Source organism: Geodermatophilus africanus (assembly GCF_900107105.1).
In the GTDB taxonomy this organism is placed as follows: domain Bacteria; phylum Actinomycetota; class Actinomycetes; order Mycobacteriales; family Geodermatophilaceae; genus Geodermatophilus; species Geodermatophilus africanus.
In genome coordinates, this window is record NZ_FNOT01000002.1 from 351,075 (window position 1) to 372,198 (window position 21,124).

Genomic DNA, 21,124 nt, shown 5'->3' on the forward strand with positions numbered 1-21,124 from the left:
GCACGAGCGCGCCCGGCACGGGAGCCTCGGCTCCTAGCGCTGGGCCACTCCGGCCTCGTCGGCGCGGGTGGCCAGCACGCAGAACTCGTTGCCCTCGGGATCGGCGAGCACCGCCCACCCGGTGTCCCCGGCGCGCAGGTCGTCGGCGAGCGTCGCGCCGAGGCCGAGGAGACGGTCGACCTCCTCGTCCCGGCTCCGGTCCACGGGGCGCAGGCAGAGGTGCATCCGGTTCTTGACCGTCTTCGGCTCCGGCACCCGGAGGAAGATCAGCCACCGACCCGCCGGCCCCCGGAGCTCCGCCTCGTCCTCGTCGTCCTGGCCGTCGGGCTCGAAGTCGTCCAGCACCTGGGCCCACCAGGCCACCTGGGCACGGGGGTCGCGAGCATCGATGCAGAAGTTCGAGGTCCGGGACACCATGCGGCGCAGCCTCGCACCCGCGCCGGTGTCCCGCGCGTCAGCTCACGTAGCGGCGGGCGGTCGACGTCCGCTGGGCGTGCTCCAGCGCGGCGAATCGGGCCTCGGCGTGCGGGGGCAGCACCCGCCGCTCGCGCACCACCCAGTGGGCCCCCCGCGCGGCCGCCCACAGGCCCTGGGCGGTCACCCGGTCGCGGGGCAGGGTGCGCAGCAGGTGCACGGTGCGGCGCAGCGCCGGGCGGACCGGTCGCCGCAGCCACGTCGTCCAGAGGGTGTTGCGGATGCCGTCGCGCCGCCGCCGGTGGGAGTCCCGGGCCCTCGACGCCTGGTGGTGCACCGTCAGCGCGGGCAGGTAGCACAGCTCCCACCCGGCGGCGGCCAGGTCACCGGCCATCAGCTCCTCCTCGCCGCCGAGCCACAGCCGCTCGCTGAAGCCGCCGACCTCGGTGAACGCCCCGCGGCGCAGCACCGAGGCGCCGGCCAGGAAGGAGCCCAGCGCCGGTCCGGGCAGCCAGTCGGCGCCGCGGACGGGGGAGTCCCGCAGCTCGGCGACGATCGGGTCCTCCCGGCCGCCCGGCTCGACGAGGATCCGGGCGGTCAGCACCGCCAGCCGCGGGTGCGCGTCGAGGACGTCGGCGGCAGTGCGCAGCGCGCCCGGGTCCCACCAGGTGTCGTCGTCGCAGAAGGCGACGTAGGGGGTGTCCACCCGGGCCACGCCGACGTTGCGGCCGATCGCGCCGAGGTTCTCCGGGCTGGCGACCAGCTCCACCTGCGGGAACCGCTCCGCGACCGCCTCCGCCGTCCCGTCGGTCGAGCCGTTGTCCACGACGACGACGTGCGGCCGCTCGGGCAGCGCCACCAGTCGGGAGAGGGCCAGCAGCACCTCGTCGCGGCGCTGGTGGGTGATGACGACGACGGACACCCGCGGGTCGCGTCGGCCCTCCTGCAGGGTCCCGCAGCGAGCCTGCGAGTGGTGGGGGGCAGGAGGGTCCTCTTTCTGCGTCGCCGTCATGCCGCGGCCTGGGCCAGCACCCGCAGGTCGGCGCGGACGGACTCCGGGACCACCCGGCGCCGGCGCAGCGCGGCCGGCACCTCCGGCAGCGCGCGCAGCAGCCCGCGGCGCTCCGGCGCTCCCGTGCGCAGCGCTTCCACCACCAGCCCGGCCACCTGCGCCCACGGCCGGCGCATCACCGCGGTGAGCAGCCGGCTGCGCCAGATCGCCGTCCGCCGGCCCTCCGGCGCCGACCGCCGCGTCGACGGGTGGTGGTGCACCGTGACTTCGTCGACGTAGGCGATGCCCCAGCCGGCCGCGGCCAGGTCCAGCGACAGCCGCTCCTCCTCGCCGGGGAAGCGGACGACGGGGTCGAACCCGCCGACGGCGAGGAAGGCCTCGGTGCGCACCATCGCGCCGCAGGCGATGAACCCCAGCAGCGCCGGGCCGGGCAGGTCGCCGGGCGTTCCCAGGGGGCTGCGCGCCAGCTCGCTGCAGAACGAGTCGAGCCGCTCCTCGGGGCCGACCAGGATCCGTGCGTTGAGCACCGCCAGGCGGGGGTGCGCGCGCATGACCTCGACCGCGCGGGCGAGGTCGCCGGGCGCCCACCACGAGTCGTCGTCGGCGAAGGCCACGAACTCCGTCCGGGCGCGCTCGACGCCGAGCGTGCGCGCGTGGGACCCGACGTTGCGCTGCAGCGGGACGACGGTCACCTCGGGTCGGGCCGCCCGCACCGCCTCGACGGTGCCGTCGGTGGAGGCGTTGTCGACCAGCACGACCGGCGCCTCGTGGCGCGGCAGCGTGCGCAGGAGGTCCTCGCGGCGGTTCTGGCTCATGACGACGACGGCCACGTCGCCAGGGAGCGGGTCGCCGGGGCGGGGAGGGCTGCTCACGGCAGCACCCTGCCCGCGCCGCCGGGCAGCCAACCGGCGGTCTCCTGTGAGTTGTCCGTCCCGGCCGGGGGCAGCGCGCCCGGGTCGGTGAACAGCCCCGACGCCGCGGTCGCCCCGGAGAGGGCGTCCGCGGCGAGGACGACGGCCGCCGCGGTCCACGTCGTCCGCTCGACCGGCCAGCGGGCGTCGTCGGGGTAGACGTAGCCGGTCCAGTACGACCCGTCGTCCGCCCGCAGGTGCTGCATGGCGGCCACCTGCTCCAGCGCGGCGTCCGGCCGGCCGGCGGCGGCCAGCGCGAGCGCCAGCTCGCAGGTCTCCGCGCCGGTGACCCACGGCCGGTCTGCCACGCAGCGGGCGCCCAGCCCGGGGACGACGAAGCGGTGCCAGCCGGTCGCCAGCCGGGCGTCGGCCGCGGCGCCGGTGACCGCGCCGCCGAGCACCGGGTAGTACCAGTCCATCGAGTAGCGGGACCGGTCCGCGAACGCGTCGGGACGCGTGCGCAGCGCGGCGCCGAGGTCGGCGACGGCGAGCTCCCAGTCCGGCTGCGGCTCCCCGAGCAGGGCGGCCAGGGCGGTGCCGCAGCGCAGCGCCTGGAACAGGCTGGCGTTGCCCGTGAGCAGCGCGGTGTCGTCGGCGGTGCCGTCGGGGCGCAGCGCCCAGCCGACCGCGCCGCCGGGCAGCTGCATGCGGGTGACCAGGTCCAGGCCGCGGCGCACCGCGGGCCACAGCGCGGCGACCAGCCCGGGGTCGCGGGCCAGCAGCCAGCTGTGCCAGACGCCGACCGCCAGGTAGCCGGCGTGGTTGCTCTCCGCGGCGGGGGAGACCTCGGCGCCGGCGCGGTACTCCGACGCCCACGAGCCGTCCGGTCGCTGCCGGCGGGCCAGCCAGCGGTAGGCCGCCCGCGCCCGGTCGTGCTCACCGCCGACGTCGAGGGCCATCGCGGCCTCGACCGCGTCCCACGGGTCCAGCCGCCCACCCCCGAACCAGGGCAGCGCGCCGTCGGACTCCTGCTCGGCCGCGATGGCCGCCACCGTTGCGCGCACCTGCTCCCCGCTCAGCACGCCGGGCAGCTCGGGGAGCAGCTCAGACAGCGGTCTGCTCCAGCTCCGGCTCGCGGACCGGGACCGCTGCCGCGGGTCTCCGCGCGTAGACGACCAGGCTCTTGCCGATCACCGGGTCCAGCAGCCGCTCGGCGAACCGGGTCGGCCACGGCCGCTCCGTCAGGTCCCAGACCAGCAGCCGGTGGTAGGCGCGGACGGCGGCGCTGTCCCGGTCGACGCCGACGGCGCACTTGAGCCACCAGAACGGGGCGTGCAGCGCGTGCGCGTGGTGCTGCTCCCCGGGCACCAGGCCGGCGGCGGCCAGCCGGGCCCGCAGCGCGCCGCCCCGGTAGATGCGGATGTGGCCGCCCTCGTTGGCGTGGTAGGCGTCCGACAGCGCCCAGCAGACCCGCTCGGGCCCGTACCGCGGGACGGTCACCGCGACCGTGCCGCCCGGCCTGAGCACGCGGGCGATCTCGGCCAGGGCGGCCGCGTCGTCGGGGATGTGCTCGAGGACCTCGGAGGCGATCACCCGGTCGACGCTCGCGTCGGGGAAGGGCAGCGCCAGCAGGTCGGCGCGCACCACCTCGTACGCCGCCCCCGCCGGTGCCTCGCCGGCCTCGGCGATGGCACCGAGCCAGCGCTTCGTCGTTTCCACCTCGGGCACGCCCCGGTCGACAGCGACCACCCGGGCGCCGCGCCGGTAGGCCTCGAACGCGTGCCGGCCCTCGCCGCAACCCAGGTCCAGGACGGTCATCCCCGGCCGCAGGTCCAGCCGGTCGTAGTCCACGGTCAGCACGGTGTCCCCGGTTCGACTCCGGACTCGATCCGCTCCTCGGTCGCTGTCCCCCGCGAGCGGGAGGTGCCCCCAGCACGCGGCGATGCTCCCCCGCCCGTCGTCTTCACAGCCGCGCCTTCCGCTCCAGCACCTCGCGGTACCACTCCGCTGTCCGCTCGGCGGTCGAGCGCCAGGTGTAGGAGGCCAGCACCCGGCGCCGTCCGGCGCGGCCCAGCTGGTCGGCGAAGGACGGCGAGTCGAGGACCAGCTGCAGCGCCGCGGTCAGCTCGCCGACGTCCCCGGCGCGGACCCGGACGCCGGCCCGGCTGCCCACGACCTCGGGCAGCGCGCCGGCGTCGGTGGTCACCAGGGCCGTGCCGCAGGCCATGGCCTCGATCGCCGGCAGCGAGAAGCCCTCGTAGAGCGAGGGGATGGCGACGACGGCGGCGCTCTGCAGCAGCCGGACCAGGTCGGCCTCGGGCAGCGGGCCGGTGAAGCGGACGGCCTCGCGGAGCGCCAGCCGGTCGAGCGTGGCCTCGGCCGGCCCGCCGGGGCGCGCGGTGCCGACGACGGTCAGCCGCACCGGGCGCTCGGTGCGCAGCTTCGCGACCGCCTCGAGCAGGTGCACCAGCCCCTTGAGCGGGACGTCGGCGCTGGTGGTGACGACGATCGAGTCGGCGTCGCGGGACCGGTCGTCCGGCGGCGGGGTGAAGACGTCGGGGTCGATGCCCACCGGGATCACCCGGATCGCGTCCGCCGGGAGGCCGAGGTGGGTCTCGATGTCGCGGCGGGAGCTCTCCGAGACGGTGGTGACGCCGTCCAGCTGCGGGGCCACCCGGGCCTGCATGCGGGTGAATCCGTACCAGCGGCGCAGGGTCAGCCGGCGGCGCAGCGAGGGCGCGGCGGCCAGCTCCAGGTCGCGGTCGATGGCGACCGGGTGGTGCACGGTGGCCACGGTCGGCACACCGGCGCGGGTCAGCTGCAGCAGGCCCGAGCCCAGGCACTGGTTGTCGTGCACGACGTCGACCTCGGCGGCACGGGGGAGCAGCAGCCGGGCCGCGCGGAGGCTGAAGGTCAGCGGCTCGGGGAAGCCCGCCGTGCACATCGTCGCCCACTCGCGGACGTCGATGCGGTCGCGGAACTCCGAGGGGCGCGGGGTGCGGAACGGGTCGGGCTCCCGGTAGAGGTCCAGGCTCGGCACCCGCGCCAGCGGCACGCCGTCGTCCAGCTCGGGATAGGGCTGGCCGCTGAACACGGTTACCCCGTGGCCGAGCGCGGTGAGCTCCCGGGAGAGGGCCCGGACGTAGACGCCCTGGCCGCCGCTGTGCGGCTTGCTGCGGTAGGACAGCAGTGCGATGCGCAGCGGCCGTCCCATGGTCGGCGACTCTATCCAGGCTCGTTACCGACCGGTCCGCCGGTGCCGGGCTGCGCGCCCCCCGCCGGGCCTGACAGGATCGCGGCCGTGCTGCGCCACGTCGTCCTCTTCACCTGGTCCGACGACGCCGACGAGGAGCGCCGGGAGCAGACCCTGGCCGCCCTCCGCCGGCTGCCCGAGGAGGTGGGCGGGATGACCTCCTTCGCAGTGGGCCCGGACGCCGGGCTGCGCGAGGGCAACGCGCACACCGCCCTGGTGGCCGACTTCCCCGACGTCGAGGCCTGGCGGCGCTACGCCGACCACCCGGTGCACCTGCAGGTCATCGCCGACCACGTGAAGCCGATCCTCGCCGCGCGCAGCGCCGTCCAGTACGAGGTCTGAGAAAGGACCACCCTTCCCCCCACGCCTCGCAGGCTCGGCGTGGGCCCCTGAAGGGTGGCCGTTCCACCACCTCACGGGCTCGCGGCGGGACCCTGCAGGAGGGCCGTTCGAGAACCTCACCAGGCTCGGCGCGGGACCCTGGAGGTGGCTGTTCCACCACCTCACCGGGCCGGCACGGGGCTACCGTCGGTGGCGTGAACCGATCGCCGCGCGCCCGCCGTACCTCCCTGCTCGCGACCGGCCTGGTCGCCGGTGCGGTCCTGACCGGCTGTGCGTCGGACGCCGGGGTCCAGGAGGCCGCGGCCACCGGGGCGCCGTCGCCGTCCGCCGAGGCAGCCGCGGCGACCTCCGCCCCTGCGGACCTCGCTGCCGGCCTGCTGCCGGCCGAGGCGTTCGGTCCCGGCGCGCGGGTCCTCCCGGTGCCGGGGCAGCGGCTGTCCGAGCACGCGCTCGCCGGGATGGGCGCGCCGGCCGACGTCGAGGTCACCCCCGAGGCGTGCACCGCGGCGCTGCGGGCCCTGCCGGTGCACGGGCCCCCCGCCGCGGAGGACCTCGCCGCGCAGGTCGCCGTCCAGGGGACGACGTACACCGCCCAGCTGCTGGCCGTGGCCGGACCGGCGGCCGGGCTCGTCGGCCGGGTGCCCGAGCTGGTCGGGCAGTGCCCGCAGGTGACGGTCAGCTCCCCCGAGCACGGCAGCGCCACGATCGACCTGGCGACCTTCGGCGTGCCCGACCTCGGCGACGCCGCGGTGGGGGTGTCGGTGGCGGTCGCGGCCACCGAGCCCGGCGGTGCCCGGCGCGAGTCCTCCGGACTGGTCGGGCTGGTGCAGGACGGCGACCGGGTGGTCGCGCTGGCCACCGGCGACCGCGAGGGCGCCGAGCCCGAGCGTGCAGCGTTCAGCGCGCTGCTCGAGCAGGCGCACGAGGTGCAGGCCGAGACCCTCGACTGACCGAGGACCACCCTTCCCCCCACGCCTCGTGGAGGAACCCCGTCCTCCCCGCCCTCCACAGGCTCAGGGCTGGGTCCGGGACGGGACCTGCGGGCCCCTGGGGGGTGGCCGTTCCAGCACGTCGCCAGGCCGTGACAGGAGGCCTGAGCCCGGGACGGAACCAGGGGCCGACGGGGCCGGGCGTCCACAGTTGCCCAGCCGGTCCACAGATCCCCGCGCACGGCCCCTCCGGGCGGGGACGGCGGCGAGGGTCGGCGGCATGGACGACCCCAGCCGCCCCGTCGTGTTCCTGTCCGACTCCGCCGACATCGCCGCCGCGCTGCCCCACCTCGTCGGTTTCCACCCGCACGAGTCGGTCCTGCTGGTCGCCCTCGGCGGGCCGACCGGCAACCGGGTGGGCCTCACCGTGCGCGCCGACCTGCCCCCCCGGGCCGCCTGCGCCGCGGTGGTCCGGGCGCTGGTCCGCAGCGTGGCCACCGTCGACCCGGCCGGCGTCGTCGTCGCGGTGGTCTCCGAGGCACCCGACGAGCGTGCGCCGCTGCCCGGCGACGACGCGCTCGCCGGCCTGCCGCACCGCGACGTCGTGCACGACGCCGTGGTCGCGCTGGCGGCGCGCGACATCCCGGTGCGCGACACCCTGCTGGTCCGGAGCGGCCGCTGGTGGTCCTACGACTGCCCGGAGCCCTGCTGCGCCCCGGGGGCCGGCGCGCCCCTGCCCGCGGGCGTCTCTCCGCTGGCGGCCGCCTCGGTCGCCGGCGGCCAGGTCGTCGCCCGCGACCGCGCCGCGCTCGAGGCGCGCATCGCACCGCTCGACGGCCCGGCCCGGGCCGCGATGGAGGCGGCCACCTGGCGGCTGGTGGACCGCCGGGCGGGCGCCGCGCGGGTCGACGCGGACGCCGAGGCCCGACGCTCCTGGGACGCCGTGCTGCGCGCCGTGCGGCGCTGCCGCCCGCCCGGGTCCGGCCGGCTGCCCGACCGCCAGATCGCCGGCGTGCTGTGGGCGCTGGCCGACGTCCGGGTGCGCGACCGGGCGCTCACCCTCGCGCTGGGCGACGACGCTCCCGCGGCCGAGCTGCTGTGGACCGAGTGCACCCGCCGGGCCCCGGCACCCCTCGACGCCGCCCCGGCCACGCTGCTGGCGGTGAGTGCGTGGCTGCGCGGGAACGGTGCCATGGCCAACGTCGCGCTCGACCGGGCGCTGGACAGCCGGCCGACGTACACGCTCGCGCGGCTGCTCGCCGACGGGCTGGCCGCCTGCCTGCCCCCGGCCGAGCTGCGGGCGATGCTGGCCTCGGTGACCGCTGACCCCGACGAGGTCTGGGCCGCGGGGTGAGCCCGCTCGCGGTAGCCGGAGGACGCGTGGCCCCGTCCCGGCGGCCCCCCGCAGGTTCCCGCCGCCGGCCCCGTCCCGGCCGCCTCCAGGGCCCCGCCGCGAGCCTGCGAGTGGTGGGGAGGAGGTGGTCCTTCTGCCGAGCCTGCGAGGGATGACGAGGACGGGGTCCTTGCACGGTGGGGGGCAGGAAGTCCACCTCAGAGCAGTTCGGGGCGCTCCCAGTCCTGGCCGTGCACGTGCTCGGCCAGGAAGGCCAGCACGGTGTCGTACCAGACCTGCGCGTTGCCCGGGGTGAGCACCCAGTGGTTCTCGTCGGGGAAGTAGAGGAAGCGCGACGGGACGCCGCGCTTCTGGAGGTCGTACCAGAGCCGCAGCGCCTCGCCGATCGGCACTCGGTAGTCGCGGTCGCCGTGGATCACCAGCACGGGCGTGCGGATGGCGTCGGCGTAGCGGTGCGGCGAGTTCTGCTCGTAGCGCTTGGGCTCCCGCAGGGGGTCGCCCCACTCCCGCTCCCAGTAGTAGGCGGCGTCGGTGGTGCCGACGAACGCGTCGACGTCCCACAGGCTGGCGTGGGTGACGATCGCCTGGAACCGGCCGGTCTGGGTGGCCACCCAGTTGGCCATGTAGCCCCCGAAGGAGCCGCCCATCGCCGCGGTGCGCGACCCGTCGACGTCGGGTCGCTCCTCGACGGCGTCGACCGCGGCCATGAGGTCGGTGTAGGGCGCCTCGCCCCACGCCCCCCAGCCGCGGCGGACGAAGTCCTGCCCGTAGCCCTGCGACAGCGCCGGGTCGGGCAGCAGGACGGCGTAGCCGCGGGCGGCCATGACCCACGGGCACCACCGCCACGACCACGAGTTCCAGCTCATCAGCGGCCCGCCGTGAATCCACAGCAGCAGCGGCGCCGGGCGCTCGGCCGACGCGCCCTCGGGCAGCACCAGCCAGCAGTGCACCGGCGTCCCGTCGGCGGCGGTGGCCTCGACCTCGTGCAGGCTCCCGGGCAGCCCGTCGAGGGTGCCGGGGTTGGGCAGCGGCTCCGGGTGCTGACCGGTCGCCCGCGGATCCAGCCGCACCGGCGCGGGCGGCTCGTCGTACGCCGAGCGCAGCGCGTACAGGGCGCTGCCGTCGCGGGCCACCTGCAGGTCGCTGTAGGCGCCGTCGGTGGTCATCCGCACCGGGTCGCCGCCCGCGGCGGGCACCCGGAACAGCCCGTGCCGCCCGCCGTCGTCGGCGAGGAAATACACCGTCGTCCCGTCGGCGGCGAACTGCGGGGCCGAGGGCCAGCGGTCGAAGCCGGCGGTGAGCTCGCGGGCCGCGCCGGTGGCCACGTCGACGTGCAGCAGCGTGTAGTCCGGCGGGTCGTCGTGGGTCGACTTCGACTCGCGCACGCAGACGACCGCGCTGCCGTCGGGGGAGAAGCGCGGCGCCGAGAGGTCGGCGAGCGGGTCGTCCACCAACGCCCGGCTCTCGCCGGACGCGGTCTCGACGAGCACCAGCCGGTCGCGCTGACCGGCCGGGCCGTCGGGCACGGTGTCCACGCGCGCCAGCAGCCGGCCGTCGGGGGAGAGGTGCAGGTCGCCGCCGGCACCGGCGGGCGGGACGGCGTCCGGGGTGAGGTCACGCAGTACCACTGCGGGCCGTTCGGCGCCGGCGTCGGCATCGGCGGGCAGCGCACCGGCCCAGAAGACGTGCGGCGTGGCGGGGCCCAGGTCGCTGTCCCAGTGCCGCACCGGGTACGCCTCGTGCAGGATCGCGGTGACGCCGGCCTCCTTGCGCTGCTTGCGGCGCGCCGCGTCGGCCTCGGCGTCGCCCGCGCCCGGCATGGCGGAGGCGGTGAGGACCACCTCGCCGGTGTCCGCGGCGACCGCGACGGTCCCGACCCCGCCCGGGTGGGTCAACACCGGCCGGGCCTCACCGCCGCCGGCGGGCAGACTCCACAGCGCCGGCTTCGGGTCCTCGCCGTCACCGTCGCCGGGCGCGGCCGTGGGGTCGGGACGGGCGGAGGTGAACAGCAGCGAGCCGTCGGGCGCCCACACGGGCGAGGACTCGCCGGGCGCGCTGCGGGTGAGCCGGCGGGGCGGCCGGCGTCCTTCCGGGTCGACCTCCCAGACGGCCGACTGCCACTTCGTCTTCTCGCGGTCCAGGGTCTGCACCGCGACGGCGAGCCGGCGGCCGTCGGCGGACAGGGCCAGCCCGGCGAGCCGGGGGAGGGCGACGAAGGCGGCCAGGTCGGCGAAGGGGGAGGAGGGCGTGGCCTGGGCGTCGGAGGGCTCGCTCACCCGGCCCACCGTAGGCCGGGAGCGCGGTGGCCCCCTTGCAGGGTCCCCGGCCCCGTCCAGAGGCTCGCCGCGGCCCCGTCCAGGGCGCCGCCCTGAGCTCGCGAAGGGTGGGGAGGACGGGGCCCTTCCCCGAGTGGCGGGGGCGAGGGGGTCCTCCTTCAGAGGCGGGGAGCCGCCTCGGCCGGGCTGAGCTCCTCGTCGAGAGCGCTGACGAACACGTGCTGGGCCACCCCCACCGGCAGCGCGTTGCCGTCGAGGCTGACCGTGCCGGCGGTCAGCTGCGCGACGGCGGTCATGCCCGGGCGCAGCCCCTGGTCGGCCAGCTGCCGCATGAGCTCGTTGTCCTCCTGCAGCTGCTCGCTGATCCGCTTGATCTCCACGCGGCGCCCCTCGAGGGTGGCGGTGGTCGACAGCAGCGTCAGGGCGTCGAGCACCGCGGAGGTCTCCCCGCCCAGGGCGTCCAGGCCCGGGATCGGGTTGCCGAACGGGGACACCGTCGGGTTGCCGAGCAGGGTGAGCAGCTTGCGCTCGACGGCCTCGCTCATGACGTGCTCCCAGCGGCACGCCTCCTCGTGGACGTCGGCGTACTCCAGCCCGATGACGTCGACCAGCAGGCACTCCGCGAGCCGGTGCTTGCGCATCACCGCGGTGGCCAGCTGCCGCCCGGACTCGGACAGCTGCAGGTGCCGGTCGCCCTCGACGGTCAGCAGGCCGTCGCGCTCCATCCGGGCGACGGTCTGGCTCACCGTCGGGCCGCTCTGGTGCAGCCGCTCGGCGATGCGGGCGCGGAGGGGGACGATCCCCTCCTCCTCCAGCTCGAAGATCGTCCGGAGGTACATCTCGGTGGTGTCGATGAGGTCGTTCACAGGTCTCCTCCGTGTCGTCCGTGATGGTACGGGCGGAGCGCGCGTCCGCCCGGTCGCGCGACGGCGTCGCCGCCGGCACGTCCCGACGGTCCCGGCGGTAGCGTCGCCGACGACATCGCCGTCAGCGTCAGGAGTGTCCCGTGAGTGACTCCGTCGCCGTCGTCTGGGACGACGCGCTGCTCGGTTACACGATGGGCGGGGACCACCCGCTGCACCCGGTCCGGCTGGACCTCACGATGCGGCTCGCCGACGGCCTCGGCGTCCTGGCCACCGACCGGCTGCAGGTGCTGCGGCCCACCCCGGCCGACGTCGACCTGCTCACCCGGGTGCACGACCCGGCCTACCTCGAGGCGGTGAAGCGCGCCCCGGCCGACCCCAGGGTGGGCCACGGCCTCGGGACGGCGGACAACCCGGTGTTCGAGGGCATGTACGACGCCGCGGCGCTGATCACCGGGGGCAGCGTGCTCGCCGCCGAGCAGGTGCACAGCGGCCGGGCGCAGCACGCGGTCAACATCTCCGGCGGCCTGCACCACGCGATGCGCGACCGCGCGTCGGGCTTCTGCGTCTTCAACGACGCGGCGGTCGCCATCCAGTGGCTGCTCGACCAGGGGCACGACCGCATCGCCTACCTCGACCTCGACGTCCACCACGGCGACGGCGTCCAGGCCGTCTTCTACGACGACCCGCGCGTGCTGACCGTGAGCATCCACCAGACGCCGCTGACCCTCTTCCCCGGCACCGGCTTCCCCGAGGAGACCGGCGACCCGGAGAAGGCGCTCGGCAGCGCGGTCAACCTGGCGCTGCCCAACGGCACCGACGACTCGGGCTGGCTGCGCGCCTTCCACGCCGTCGTCCCCAGCGTGCTCAAGGCGTTCGCGCCGGAGATCCTGGTGACCCAGTGCGGCTGCGACGCCCACCACGAGGACCCGCTGGCCGACCTCGCGCTGACCATCGACGGGCAGCGGGCCAGCTACCGCGCCGTCCACGACCTGGCCCACGAGATCTGCGACGGCCGCTGGATCGCCCTCGGCGGCGGCGGCTACGGCCTGGTCCGCTGCGTGCCGCGGGCCTGGACGCACCTCATCGCCGAGGCCGCCGGTGCCCGGCTCGAGCCGGCGACGGAGATTCCCGAGTCCTGGCGCGAGGACGTGGTCCGCCGCGGGCTGCGCGCCCGGCCGCCCACGCACATGACCGAGGGCGGCTACACCGGCTTCGCGCACTGGGACCCGTTCACCGAGTCCCGCGTCGACCGGGCCATCGGCCGCACCCGCAACGCCGCGTTCCCCTACTTCGGCCTGGACCCGGACGACCCCCGTGACTGACGAAGGACCCCACCGCCCCCCACCACTCGCGAGCTCGCGGCGGGACCCTGCGCCGGGGCCGGCCGAGCCCGCCGCCCCGCAGCCGCCCGCGCACTGGGAGGCCGACATCATCGCCGCCGACGGCGGCACGGTGCACCTGCGGCCGATCTGTCCCGAGGACGCCGAGGGCCTCGTCGGGCTGATGGACCGCAGCTCCGACCAGACCCGCTACTACCGGTTCTTCGGGCCGATGAAGCGGCTGTCGGACAAGGACCTGCACCGCTTCACGCACGTCGACCACGACACCCGGGTCGCCTTCGTCCTGGTGCTCGGCGACCAGGTCATCGGGGTCGGCCGCTACGACCGCTACCCGGGCACGGACGACGCGGAGGTCGCCTTCCTCATCGAGGACGCCCACCAGGGCCGCGGACTGGGGTCGGTGCTGCTCGAGCACCTGGCCGCGGCGGCCCGCGAGCGCGGCATCGAGAACTTCGTCGCCGAAGTGCTGGCGCAGAACAACCGGATGGTGCGGGTCTTCCTCGACGCCGGATACACCCCGACCCGCTCCTACGAGGAGGGCGTCGTCCACCTCACCTTCCCGATCGCGCCGACCGAGACCGCCCTGCAGGTCGCCTACGAACGCGAGCAGCGCAGCGAGTCGCGGTCGATCGCGCGGCTGCTCACGCCGTCGTCGGTCGCCGTGGTGGGCGCGAGCAACGACGAGGGCAAGCTCGGCAACGCCGTCCTGCGGCACCTGCTCGACCTGGGGTTCGAGGGGCCGGTCTACCCGGTCAACCCCGGCACCCGGCACGTGCGCGGGGTGCCGGCCTACGCGGGCATCGAGGACGTCCCCGACGACGTCGACCTCGCCGTCCTGACGGTGCCCGCCGAGGAGGTGGCCGGCGTCGTGGAGGCGTGCCGGCGCAAGCGGGTCCGCGGGCTGGTGGTCATCACCGGCGGCTTCGGCGAATCCGGCCCGGAGGGACGGGCCCGCGAGCGGCAGCTGGTCGCCGCGGCGCGGGCCTCGGGCATGCGGGTGGTGGGGCCGAACTGCCTGGGTATCGTCAACACCGACCCGGCGGTGCGGCTCAACGCCAGCCTGGCGCCGCGGGTGCCCGGCCGCGGGCGGGTCGGCTTCTTCGCGCAGTCCGGCGCGCTGGGCTCGGCGCTGCTCGAGCAGGCGCGCACCCGCAACATCGGCCTGTCCAGCTTCGTGTCGGCCGGCAACCGCGCCGACGTCAGCGGCAACGACCTGCTGCAGTACTGGGCCACCGACCCCGCCACCGAGGTGGTGCTGCTGCACCTGGAGAGCTTCGGCAACCCGCGCAAGTTCGCCCGGCTGGCCCGCCGGGTGGGCCGCACCAAGCCGGTGGCCGCAGTGAAGAGCGGCCGGCACGTGCGGATGACCGAGGGGCTGGCCGGCACGTCGGTCGCCGTCCCCGAGGAGTCGGTGGCCGCGCTGTTCGCCTCCGCCGGCGTCATCCGGGTCGAGACGCTGGCGCAGCTGTTCGACGTCGGCACGCTGCTGGCCCACCAGCCGCTGCCGGCCGGTGACCGGGTCGCGGTCGTCGGCAACTCCACCGCGATGGGCTGGCTGGTCAGCGACGCGGTCCTCGAGCAGGGGCTCGCGCTGGCCCACGAGGCGCCGACCGACATCGGCGCCGGCGGGACGGCGGAGGAGTTCCAGGCCGCCCTGCAGGGGGCGGTGGACGACGAGGGTGTGGACGCCGTGGTCGCGGTGTTCCTCCCGCCGCTGTCCCGCGGCTCGGCGGAGTTCGGCCGGGCGCTGCGGGAGGTCGCCGCCGGGGCCGAGAAGCCGATCGTCGCCACGTTCCTCTCCAACGAGGGCGTCCCGGCTGAACTCGCCCTCGTCGGGGAGGACGGGACCCCGGCCCGCGGCTCGGTGCCGTCGTTCTCCACGCCCGAGCGGGCGGTGCTCGCGCTGGCCAAGGTGGCGCGGTACGCCGCCTGGCGGCGCCGTCCGGTCGGCGAGGTGCCCGACCTGGAGAGGGTCGACGAGCAGGCCGGGCGGGACGTCGTCCGGTCGGCGCTGGCGTCGGCACCGGAGGGGCGGGCGCTGACCGACGACGAGCTCATCACGCTGCTGGCCGCCTACGGGATCCCGCTGCTGGGCACCCGGACGGTCACCGACGTCGAGGCCGCGGTCGCCGCGGCCGACGAGGTCGGCTACCCGGTGGTGCTCAAGTCGACGGCCGCCTGGCTGCGGCACCGCTCCGATCTCGGCGGGGTGCGCCTGGACCTCGCCGACGCCGACGCGGTGCGCGCCGCGTTCGCCGCCATCCCGTCAGGCGACCCGGTGATCGTGCAGGAGATGGCCGCGCCCGGGGTGGCCACCGTCGTCGAGATCGTCGACGACCCGTCGTTCGGCGCGCTCGTCAGCTTCGGCCTGGGCGGAGTCGCGACCGACCTGCTCGGCGACCGCGCCTACCGGACGCTGCCGCTGACCGACCTGGACGCCGCGGAGCTGGTGCGGGCGCCGCGGGCGTGGCCGCTGCTCAACGGCTACCGCGGCTCCGAGCCGGTCGACGTCGCGGCGCTGGAGGACCTGCTGCTGCGGGTCGCCCGGCTCGCCGACGACCTGCCCGAGGTGCTGCGGCTGGTGCTGGAGCCGGTCATCGTCGGCCCGCCCCACCCCTGGCACGGCGGACGGTCGCTGGTCGTGGCCGGTGCCGCCGTCCGGGTCGGTCCGCCGACCGCGCGCGTCGACCCCGGCCCCCGCCGCATGCGAACCCCCGGCGACTGAGCCGCCTCACGACGATCGGCTCAGCTCGCCTCGGCAGGTCCTGGCTCACCATCGGTGGTGAGCCAGGACCCGGGACGATCAGCTCACCTGATCATCGAGGGCGGTCGTCGCAGACATGACGGAGGGCCGGCCACCAGGCGGTGACCGGCCCTCCGTGCCGCCGTCCCGGGTCCCGCCCTGAGCGTGCGGAGGGTGGGGAGGACGGGCGGCCCCTCTGCAGGGTCCCACCGCGAGCGTGCGAGTGGTGGGGGGCAGAGGGGCCCTCGATCAGGCGAGGTAGTCGCGCAGCGCGTCGGCGCGCTGCGGGTCGCGCAGCTTGGCCATCGTCTCGCGCTCGATCTGGCGGACCCGCTCGCGGGACAGACCGAACTGCTTGCCGATCTGCTCCAGCGTCCGGGGCTGGCCGCCGTCGAGGCCGAAGCGCAGTACCACCACGTCGCGTTCCCGATCCTCCAGCGTGGAGAGGACGGTGCGCACGTCGCCCTTCATCATCTGGAAGGCCACGGCGTCCTCGGCGACCGCGGCGTCGGCGTCCTCGATGAAGTCACCGAGTCGGGACTCCTCGTCGGCGCCGACGGTCTGGTCCAGCGACACCAGGTCGCGCGAGTACTCCAGCAGCTCGGTGATCCGCTCGGGTGTCATGTCGAGCTCGAGGCCCAGCTCCTCGGCGGTGGGCTCGCGCTCGAGCTCCTGGTGGATCCGGCGCCGGGTGCGCACCACCTTGTTGACCTGCTCGGCGAGGTGCACCGGCAGCCGGATGGTGCGGCCGGAATCGGCCATCGCGCGGGTGATGGCCTGGCGGATCCACCACGTCGCGTACGTCGAGAACTTGAAGCCCTTGGTGTAGTCGAACTTCTCGACCGCGCGGATCAGGCCGACGTTGCCCTCCTGGATCAGGTCCAGGAACGTCATGCCGTGGCCGGTGTAGCGCTTGGCCACCGAGACCACCAGCCGGAGGTTGGCCTCCAGCAGGTGCCGCTTGGCGGCCTTGCCGTCGGCGGCCAGCGCCTTGTAGTCCCGCTGCAGGGCAGGGGTCAGCTGCCGCTCGGCCAGCAGGCGGTCGGCGTACAGGCCGGCCTCGATCCGCTTGGAGAGCTCGACCTCCTGCTCGGCGGTGAGCAGCGCCGTCTTGCCGATGGTGTTGAGGTACACGCGGACCAGGTCGGTCGACACCAGGCCACTGGTGTCCGGCTCGCGGCGGGGCGAGCGCACCTCGAGGGTGTCGGTGGTGGAAGACTGCAGCAGCGTCACGATCTGTCTTCGTCCTTGCCTTCGGATCGGATGCACACCGTCGGTCGTCGATGGGCGACGGTGCACCCCGGGGCGTCGGGGGGTCGGGCCGCTCGGCCGGCTCCGGTCAGCCGGCGAGCCCCCGCTAGTCATGTCCCTGTGGTACGCCCTGTCCAACGGCCCCGATGGGGTCGGGTGTTCCACGGATGCCCGTTTCCCAGCAAACGCACAGGGCGTGTGTCGCGTCACGTCCCCGTACCCCGCCCGGACGGCGGTCAGACCTCCAGCAGCAAGGTCATCGGCCCCTCGTTGACCGACGAGACCAGCATGCGGGCCCCGAACACCCCGGTCGCCACCTCGCTGCCGCGTCGGCGCAGCTCGGCGGCCACCTCCTCGACCAGCGGCTCGGCCACCTCGCCGGGAGCGGCGTCGGCCCACGAGGGACGGCGGCCCTTCCGCGTGTCGGCGTAGAGGGTGAACTGGCTCACGACCAGCACCGGCAGGCCGAGATCACCGGCCGAGCGGGCGCCGTCGTCGGCCGGGAAGACCCGCAGCTCGTGCACCTTGCGCGCCAGCGCCCGGGCCCGCTCCGCGTCGTCCGCACGGCCCACCCCGACCAGGACCAGCAGCCCGCGGCCGATCTCCCCGACGGTCGCGCCGTCCACCATCACCGCCGCCGTCACGACCCTGCTCACCACCGCGCGCACCCGGCCATCCTCCGACCGACCGGCTCCCCGTCGGCGGGTGCCCGGCAGGCGTCCTCGCCGGCGTCGGACGGCGGGCGTCGCGCCCCGAGCCACGTGGGAGAACCGGCACCCGCAGCCGTGCTCGCACTCGGGCAGGATCCGGGCGTGCCCACCCTCCGTATCACCCAGGACCCCGCGGCGGACGAGCTGCTCGCCCGAGACCCGCTCGCGCTCCTCCTGGGCATGCTCTTCGACCAGCACGTGCGTCAACGAAGCAGTGGACGCGCCGGTGGTTCCGATGACGGCCAGTGTGGTCAGATCCATGCCCGCGCTGCGTTCCCGGGCGACCGACGGGGGCGCGTGCGGCAAGGAACCGACGGGTGAGGACGACGCAGTCGGCACGGGGACCGAAGATGATTCCTCCACTGCGGGCCCCCGCTGGCCGTTGGTCCACGGCTCGGTGGATTGGTCAGCGTCGGCGATGGCGGGCACGTCGGGCAGTTGGTCGGCGGCCACCGGGTTCACGGGGTGGCGGCGCGCCGGCCGGGCCGCACCCAGACAATGTGGAGCACATGGACTGAGTGCGCTCACCCGGCGAGGAGCGCCGGTGACGCGGGCCGGCCAGGAGTTCCGAGCTGAGCCGTTCCGCTCAGCGCCTGGCCCAGGGCAGCCGCGACCGGCGGAGCACCTGCCGGGCGGCGAGGAAGCCGCTCCCGCCGCCGAGCCCGGGGCCGGGGTGCGTCGAGGCGCCGATGTGCCACAGCTGGGCCACCGGCGTCCGGTGCCCGCGAGCGCGCGGGGTGGGGCGCCAGAGCAGGAACTGGTCGAGCGTGCAGGCGCCGGAGTACGGGTCGCCGCCGATGAGATTGGGGTTCCAGGCCTCGAGGTCGGCCGGGGAGAGGACGCGCCGGGCGACGAGCGCGGAGTCGAGATTGCCTACGTGCCTCCCGAGCTCGCCGACCACGCGGTCGGCGTAGCGCTCGCGCAGGTCTTCGGTCCAGGTGCCGTCGCCGACGTCGATCCGGGCGGCGGCGTCCCCCACCGGCCGGCCCGGAGTCTCCTGCAGCTGCAGCCACAGGACGCCGGCGCCCTCGGGTACCCGCGTCGGGTCGAGCGCCGCCGGCTGCCCGGCCACGATCGTCGGAGCGGCCGGCAGCAGGTGCCGCTGCGCCTCGTTGACCGCGCGGCTGACGCTGTCCAGGCCGGCCGACACGTGCACGATCGCAGCCCTGGACAGCCGGTCGTGGTCGTGTGCCCACCGCGGAGGCTCCGACAGCGCCAGGTGGATCTGCATGTCGCCGCGGCCGTAGCGGTAGCCGCGGGCGGCGTCGCGGACGCGGTCGGGCACCGCGGCCACGCCGTCGAGCAGGTGGAGGTACAGGGACTGGGGCGTCACGCTGGCCAGCACGGCCTCCCGCGCGCCGACCCGCTCGCCGTCGGCCAGACGTACGCCGGTGGCCCGGCCGGCGGCCGTCTCGATCGCCACGACCTCCGCGCCGGTCCGCGTCGTTCCGCCGGCGTCGGTGACGATGCCGGCCAGGGCCTCGACCAGGCGGACGCCGCCGCCTTCCGGCACCGGGCAGCCGCCCTGGGCCAGGGCCAGTGCGATCACCTTGTTGATGAACCCGCTGAAGGCGTCGTCGGGGCCGAGCCCCTCGTGCCCGACCCATGGTGAGAGCAGGCCGTGCACCGTCTCGGAGGCGAAGGTCCCGGCCAGCCACGAGCGAGCCGACTCCAGCCCCTCCGCGCAGAACTGCTGCAGGCCCTTCGGGCCCAGCTGCCAGGTCGCCTTGCCGAGCAGGGCCAGCCCGGAGGGTGAGAGCAGTTCGGTGCCCAGGGCGCCGAAGGCGATGCCTGCCCGGCGGCCGAACTCGCGGAGGAACGTCTGCCAGGCCTCGCCGTCGCCGGGGGAGAGCCGGTCGAAGTCCGCGGCCGTCGTGTCGGCGTCGGTGGACAGGATCGCGGTGGAGCCGTCGGGCATCGCAGCGGCGGCCGGGATGTCGGTGTTGCGGTACACCAGCCCCCGCCTGCCGAGGTCGTCGGCGAGCGAGGGGTAGGCGGGCCCGCCGACGAACAGCGGATGCCAGCAGGAGAACAGGTCGGTCGTGTAGCCCCGAGCCGGGGTGTCGGCCTCGGTGCGGATCGCACCACCCAGCCGCGGGTTGCGCTCGTAGACGCCGACGTCGCGGTCCGCCCTGGCCAGGACTGCGGCGGCGACCAGCGCGTTGATCCCGCTGCCGATGACGACGACGTCGTGATCGGCCATGCCTCTCAGCTGCCCGGGGCGGTCCGTGGGGAAACGCTCGTCACGGGACGGCCCGCTCGTCGCCGGGTACGGGGGACGCCGCGCCCACGGACATCCGAGCCGCCGTTGCCGGTGCACCGCACCAGCCCTACCGGATCGAGCAGCTCCGGCTCGACGACCCGCAAGCCGGACGAGGTGCCGGTGCGCATCGCCGCCGTCGGGGTCTGCCACACCGACGTCATCGTGCGCGACCAGCTCGATCGCTGCCGCAGCCGATCGTCAGCGGCCACGAGGGAGCGGGGGTGGTGGAGCGGGTCGGCTTCCTCGTCCGCGGCATCCAGCCCGGGGACCTCGTCGTCCTGGGCAACCTCGACCGCGAGGGGTGACCAGCGTTGCGGCCGCTGAACTTGCTGCCGACCCCGGCGAGAAGTGGTGAGACTGCGCTGCCAGGTCCCGACTGATGATTGCGGCGGTTCGGCCTACGGCACCATCACCGATGTGCCGACACTCCGCATCGCCCAGGACGACGCCGCCGACGAGCTGCTGAGCCGCGACCCGCTGGCACTACTGCTTGGGATGATGCTGGACCAGCAGTTCCCCATGGAGCGGGCCTTCGCCGGGCCCCGGCTGCTGGCCGACCGGCTCGGCGTCGACACCCTCTCGGCCGCCGACCTGGCCGAGGCCGACCCCGAGCAGCTCGGAACGGTCTTCCGGGGGCCGCCGGCGGTGCACCGCTACCCGGGTTCGATGGCCGGCCGCGCCCAGGCGGTGTGCCGGCTGCTGGTCGAGCGCTACGACGGCCGCGCCGAGGCACTGTGGGCCGACGTGCCCGACGGCGCCACCCTGCTGCGACGGGTCGGGGAGCTGCCCGGCTTCGGCGCGCAGAAGGCGCGGATCTTCGTCGCGCTGCTCGGCAAGCAGTACGGCGTGACCCCGCCGGGCTGGCGCGAGGCCGCCGGCGACTACGGCCAGGAGGGCTCCCGGCGGTCGGTCGCCGACATCACCGGGCCCGAGTCGCTGGCCCAGGTCCGGGCGTTCAAGCAGGAGGCCAAGCGCACCGCGAAGGCGGCCGTGACCTCCTGAGATGCAACGCGGGGGTGCCTGCATGGCGCGCGATCCGGTGGCACCATGGGCGGCAGACCCCGGGCTGTGCGGGGACCCTGGCGCCGTCGGGACGCCGGGCTCCGCAGCCCGTGAGGGGATCCGCCGTCCCGGGGGGACGGCGGAGGGGAGGAAGCCCGTGGCCTCGAGCCATCAGCCCGCGCGTTCCCGCCGGCCGGAGCCGGTGCTCATCACCGAGGCGGCACCGAGCCTCGCCGAGCAGCACGCCGCCCGGAAACGGCGCTACGTGATCACCATGGCCGTCCGCGGGGTCAGCCTGGTGCTGGCGGCGGTCTTCTACCAGACGTTGTGGCTGGCGTTGATCTTCGCGGCGCTGGGGACCGTGCTGCCGTGGATCGCGGTCATGATGGCCAACGACGGCCCGCCGAAGAAGAAGCTGGACGTCAACCGGTACACCGCACCCCGACCGGACCGCATCCTGGAGAACCCCGCGCGCCCGAGCCGGGTCATCGAGCACTGAGGAAGGACCCCGTCCCCGT

Annotated in this window: 19 protein-coding genes; 8 read left to right on the forward strand and 11 right to left on the reverse strand. The window is 75.6% G+C overall.

Going from position 1 to position 21,124, the window contains the following annotated elements; all coding sequences use genetic code 11:
• Positions 1-33 precede the first annotated feature (33 nt).
• The 6 genes from BLW63_RS04340 to BLW63_RS04365 form a co-directional block, all read right to left on the reverse strand.
• Complete coding sequence (locus tag BLW63_RS04340; RefSeq protein ID WP_091151840.1) at positions 34-417, reverse strand: VOC family protein; 384 nt, start codon at positions 415-417, stop codon at positions 34-36.
• Between the two features lie 37 nt (positions 418-454).
• Complete coding sequence (locus tag BLW63_RS04345; RefSeq protein WP_244522349.1) at positions 455-1,336, reverse strand: glycosyltransferase family 2 protein; 882 nt, start codon at positions 1,334-1,336, stop codon at positions 455-457.
• A gap of 86 nt (positions 1,337-1,422) precedes the next feature.
• Positions 1,423-2,298, reverse strand: a complete 876-nt coding sequence (locus tag BLW63_RS04350; protein ID WP_091152255.1) for a glycosyltransferase family 2 protein — start codon at positions 2,296-2,298, stop codon at positions 1,423-1,425.
• Positions 2,295-3,329 carry a prenyltransferase/squalene oxidase repeat-containing protein gene (locus BLW63_RS04355; protein WP_244522350.1) on the reverse strand — a complete coding sequence of 345 codons (1,035 nt, stop codon included), beginning with the start codon at positions 3,327-3,329 and terminating at the stop codon, positions 2,295-2,297. Before BLW63_RS04355 ends, BLW63_RS04350 begins: the two co-directional genes overlap by 4 nt.
• Before the next feature lie 52 nt (positions 3,330-3,381).
• Positions 3,382-4,128, reverse strand: a complete 747-nt coding sequence (locus tag BLW63_RS04360) for a class I SAM-dependent methyltransferase (protein ID WP_244522351.1) — start codon at positions 4,126-4,128, stop codon at positions 3,382-3,384.
• A gap of 112 nt (positions 4,129-4,240) precedes the next feature.
• Positions 4,241-5,491, reverse strand: a complete 1,251-nt coding sequence (locus BLW63_RS04365; protein ID WP_091151846.1) for a glycosyltransferase family 4 protein — start codon at positions 5,489-5,491, stop codon at positions 4,241-4,243.
• 87 nt (positions 5,492-5,578) lie between these two features.
• Between BLW63_RS04365 and BLW63_RS04370 the strand changes: the two genes are divergently transcribed.
• From BLW63_RS04370 to BLW63_RS04380, 3 genes are all read left to right on the forward strand, one after another.
• Positions 5,579-5,872, forward strand: coding sequence for a Dabb family protein (locus BLW63_RS04370; RefSeq protein ID WP_012949601.1), 294 nt, complete (start codon positions 5,579-5,581; stop codon positions 5,870-5,872).
• Positions 5,873-6,066: 194 nt separating this feature from the next.
• A complete protein-coding gene (locus BLW63_RS04375; RefSeq protein ID WP_091151848.1) occupies positions 6,067-6,822 on the forward strand; it encodes a hypothetical protein in 756 nt (251 codons plus the stop codon).
• A 259-nt stretch (positions 6,823-7,081) separates the two neighbouring features.
• Positions 7,082-8,155: a DUF4192 domain-containing protein gene (locus BLW63_RS04380; protein WP_091151850.1), complete on the forward strand. Its 1,074-nt coding sequence runs from the start codon at positions 7,082-7,084 to the stop codon at positions 8,153-8,155.
• Between the two features lie 197 nt (positions 8,156-8,352).
• On the opposite strand, the gene BLW63_RS04385 is transcribed toward BLW63_RS04380, so the two are convergent.
• Positions 8,353-10,431 (reverse strand): S9 family peptidase, encoded by a 2,079-nt coding sequence (locus BLW63_RS04385; RefSeq protein WP_244522352.1) that lies wholly within the window; start codon positions 10,429-10,431, stop codon positions 8,353-8,355.
• 158 nt (positions 10,432-10,589) lie between these two features.
• Positions 10,590-11,297 carry an iron-dependent transcriptional repressor DtxR gene (locus BLW63_RS04390; RefSeq protein WP_091151854.1) on the reverse strand — a complete coding sequence of 236 codons (708 nt, stop codon included), beginning with the start codon at positions 11,295-11,297 and terminating at the stop codon, positions 10,590-10,592.
• 140 nt (positions 11,298-11,437) lie between these two features.
• On the opposite strand from BLW63_RS04390, the gene BLW63_RS04395 reads away from it, so the two are divergent.
• Both BLW63_RS04395 and BLW63_RS04400 read left to right on the forward strand, forming a co-directional pair.
• Positions 11,438-12,619 (forward strand): acetoin utilization protein AcuC, encoded by a 1,182-nt coding sequence (locus BLW63_RS04395; protein ID WP_091151856.1) that lies wholly within the window; start codon positions 11,438-11,440, stop codon positions 12,617-12,619.
• Positions 12,612-15,362 carry a bifunctional acetate--CoA ligase family protein/GNAT family N-acetyltransferase gene (locus BLW63_RS04400; RefSeq protein ID WP_244522353.1) on the forward strand — a complete coding sequence of 917 codons (2,751 nt, stop codon included), beginning with the start codon at positions 12,612-12,614 and terminating at the stop codon, positions 15,360-15,362. Before BLW63_RS04395 ends, BLW63_RS04400 begins: the two co-directional genes overlap by 8 nt.
• A gap of 267 nt (positions 15,363-15,629) precedes the next feature.
• Here BLW63_RS04400 and sigB read toward each other — a convergent pair whose 3' ends face one another.
• From sigB to BLW63_RS04420, 3 genes are all read right to left on the reverse strand, one after another.
• Complete coding sequence (gene sigB / locus BLW63_RS04405; protein WP_091151858.1) at positions 15,630-16,613, reverse strand: RNA polymerase sigma factor SigB; 984 nt, start codon at positions 16,611-16,613, stop codon at positions 15,630-15,632.
• 254 nt (positions 16,614-16,867) lie between these two features.
• Positions 16,868-17,299: a D-aminoacyl-tRNA deacylase gene (gene dtd / locus BLW63_RS04410; protein WP_091151860.1), complete on the reverse strand. Its 432-nt coding sequence runs from the start codon at positions 17,297-17,299 to the stop codon at positions 16,868-16,870.
• A 628-nt stretch (positions 17,300-17,927) separates the two neighbouring features.
• Positions 17,928-19,544 carry a phytoene desaturase family protein gene (locus tag BLW63_RS04420; RefSeq protein WP_091151864.1) on the reverse strand — a complete coding sequence of 539 codons (1,617 nt, stop codon included), beginning with the start codon at positions 19,542-19,544 and terminating at the stop codon, positions 17,928-17,930.
• 242 nt (positions 19,545-19,786) lie between these two features.
• On the opposite strand from BLW63_RS04420, the gene BLW63_RS27770 reads away from it, so the two are divergent.
• The 3 genes from BLW63_RS27770 (at position 19,787) to BLW63_RS04435 (ending at position 21,105) form a co-directional block, all read left to right on the forward strand.
• Entirely contained in the window at positions 19,787-19,909 is a 123-nt protein-coding gene (locus BLW63_RS27770; protein ID WP_280140484.1) for an alcohol dehydrogenase catalytic domain-containing protein, read from the forward strand.
• Positions 19,910-20,021: 112 nt separating this feature from the next.
• Positions 20,022-20,606 carry an HhH-GPD-type base excision DNA repair protein gene (locus BLW63_RS04430; protein WP_091151867.1) on the forward strand — a complete coding sequence of 195 codons (585 nt, stop codon included), beginning with the start codon at positions 20,022-20,024 and terminating at the stop codon, positions 20,604-20,606.
• 157 nt (positions 20,607-20,763) lie between these two features.
• Positions 20,764-21,105: a DUF3099 domain-containing protein gene (locus BLW63_RS04435; RefSeq protein ID WP_211516989.1), complete on the forward strand. Its 342-nt coding sequence runs from the start codon at positions 20,764-20,766 to the stop codon at positions 21,103-21,105.
• The last annotated feature ends 19 nt before the right edge of the window (positions 21,106-21,124 follow it).

What these genes read in the sequence shown, in the direction of transcription:
- BLW63_RS04340 (WP_091151840.1), bottom strand. Translation starts at nt 417, where the DNA reads ATGGTGTCCCGGACCTCGAACTTCTGCATCGATGCTCGCGACCCCCGT.
- BLW63_RS04365 (WP_091151846.1), bottom strand. Translation starts at nt 5,491, where the DNA reads ATGGGACGGCCGCTGCGCATCGCACTGCTGTCCTACCGCAGCAAGCCG.
- BLW63_RS04380 (WP_091151850.1), top strand. Translation starts at nt 7,082, where the DNA reads ATGGACGACCCCAGCCGCCCCGTCGTGTTCCTGTCCGACTCCGCCGAC.
- BLW63_RS04420 (WP_091151864.1), bottom strand. Translation starts at nt 19,544, where the DNA reads ATGGCCGATCACGACGTCGTCGTCATCGGCAGCGGGATCAACGCGCTG.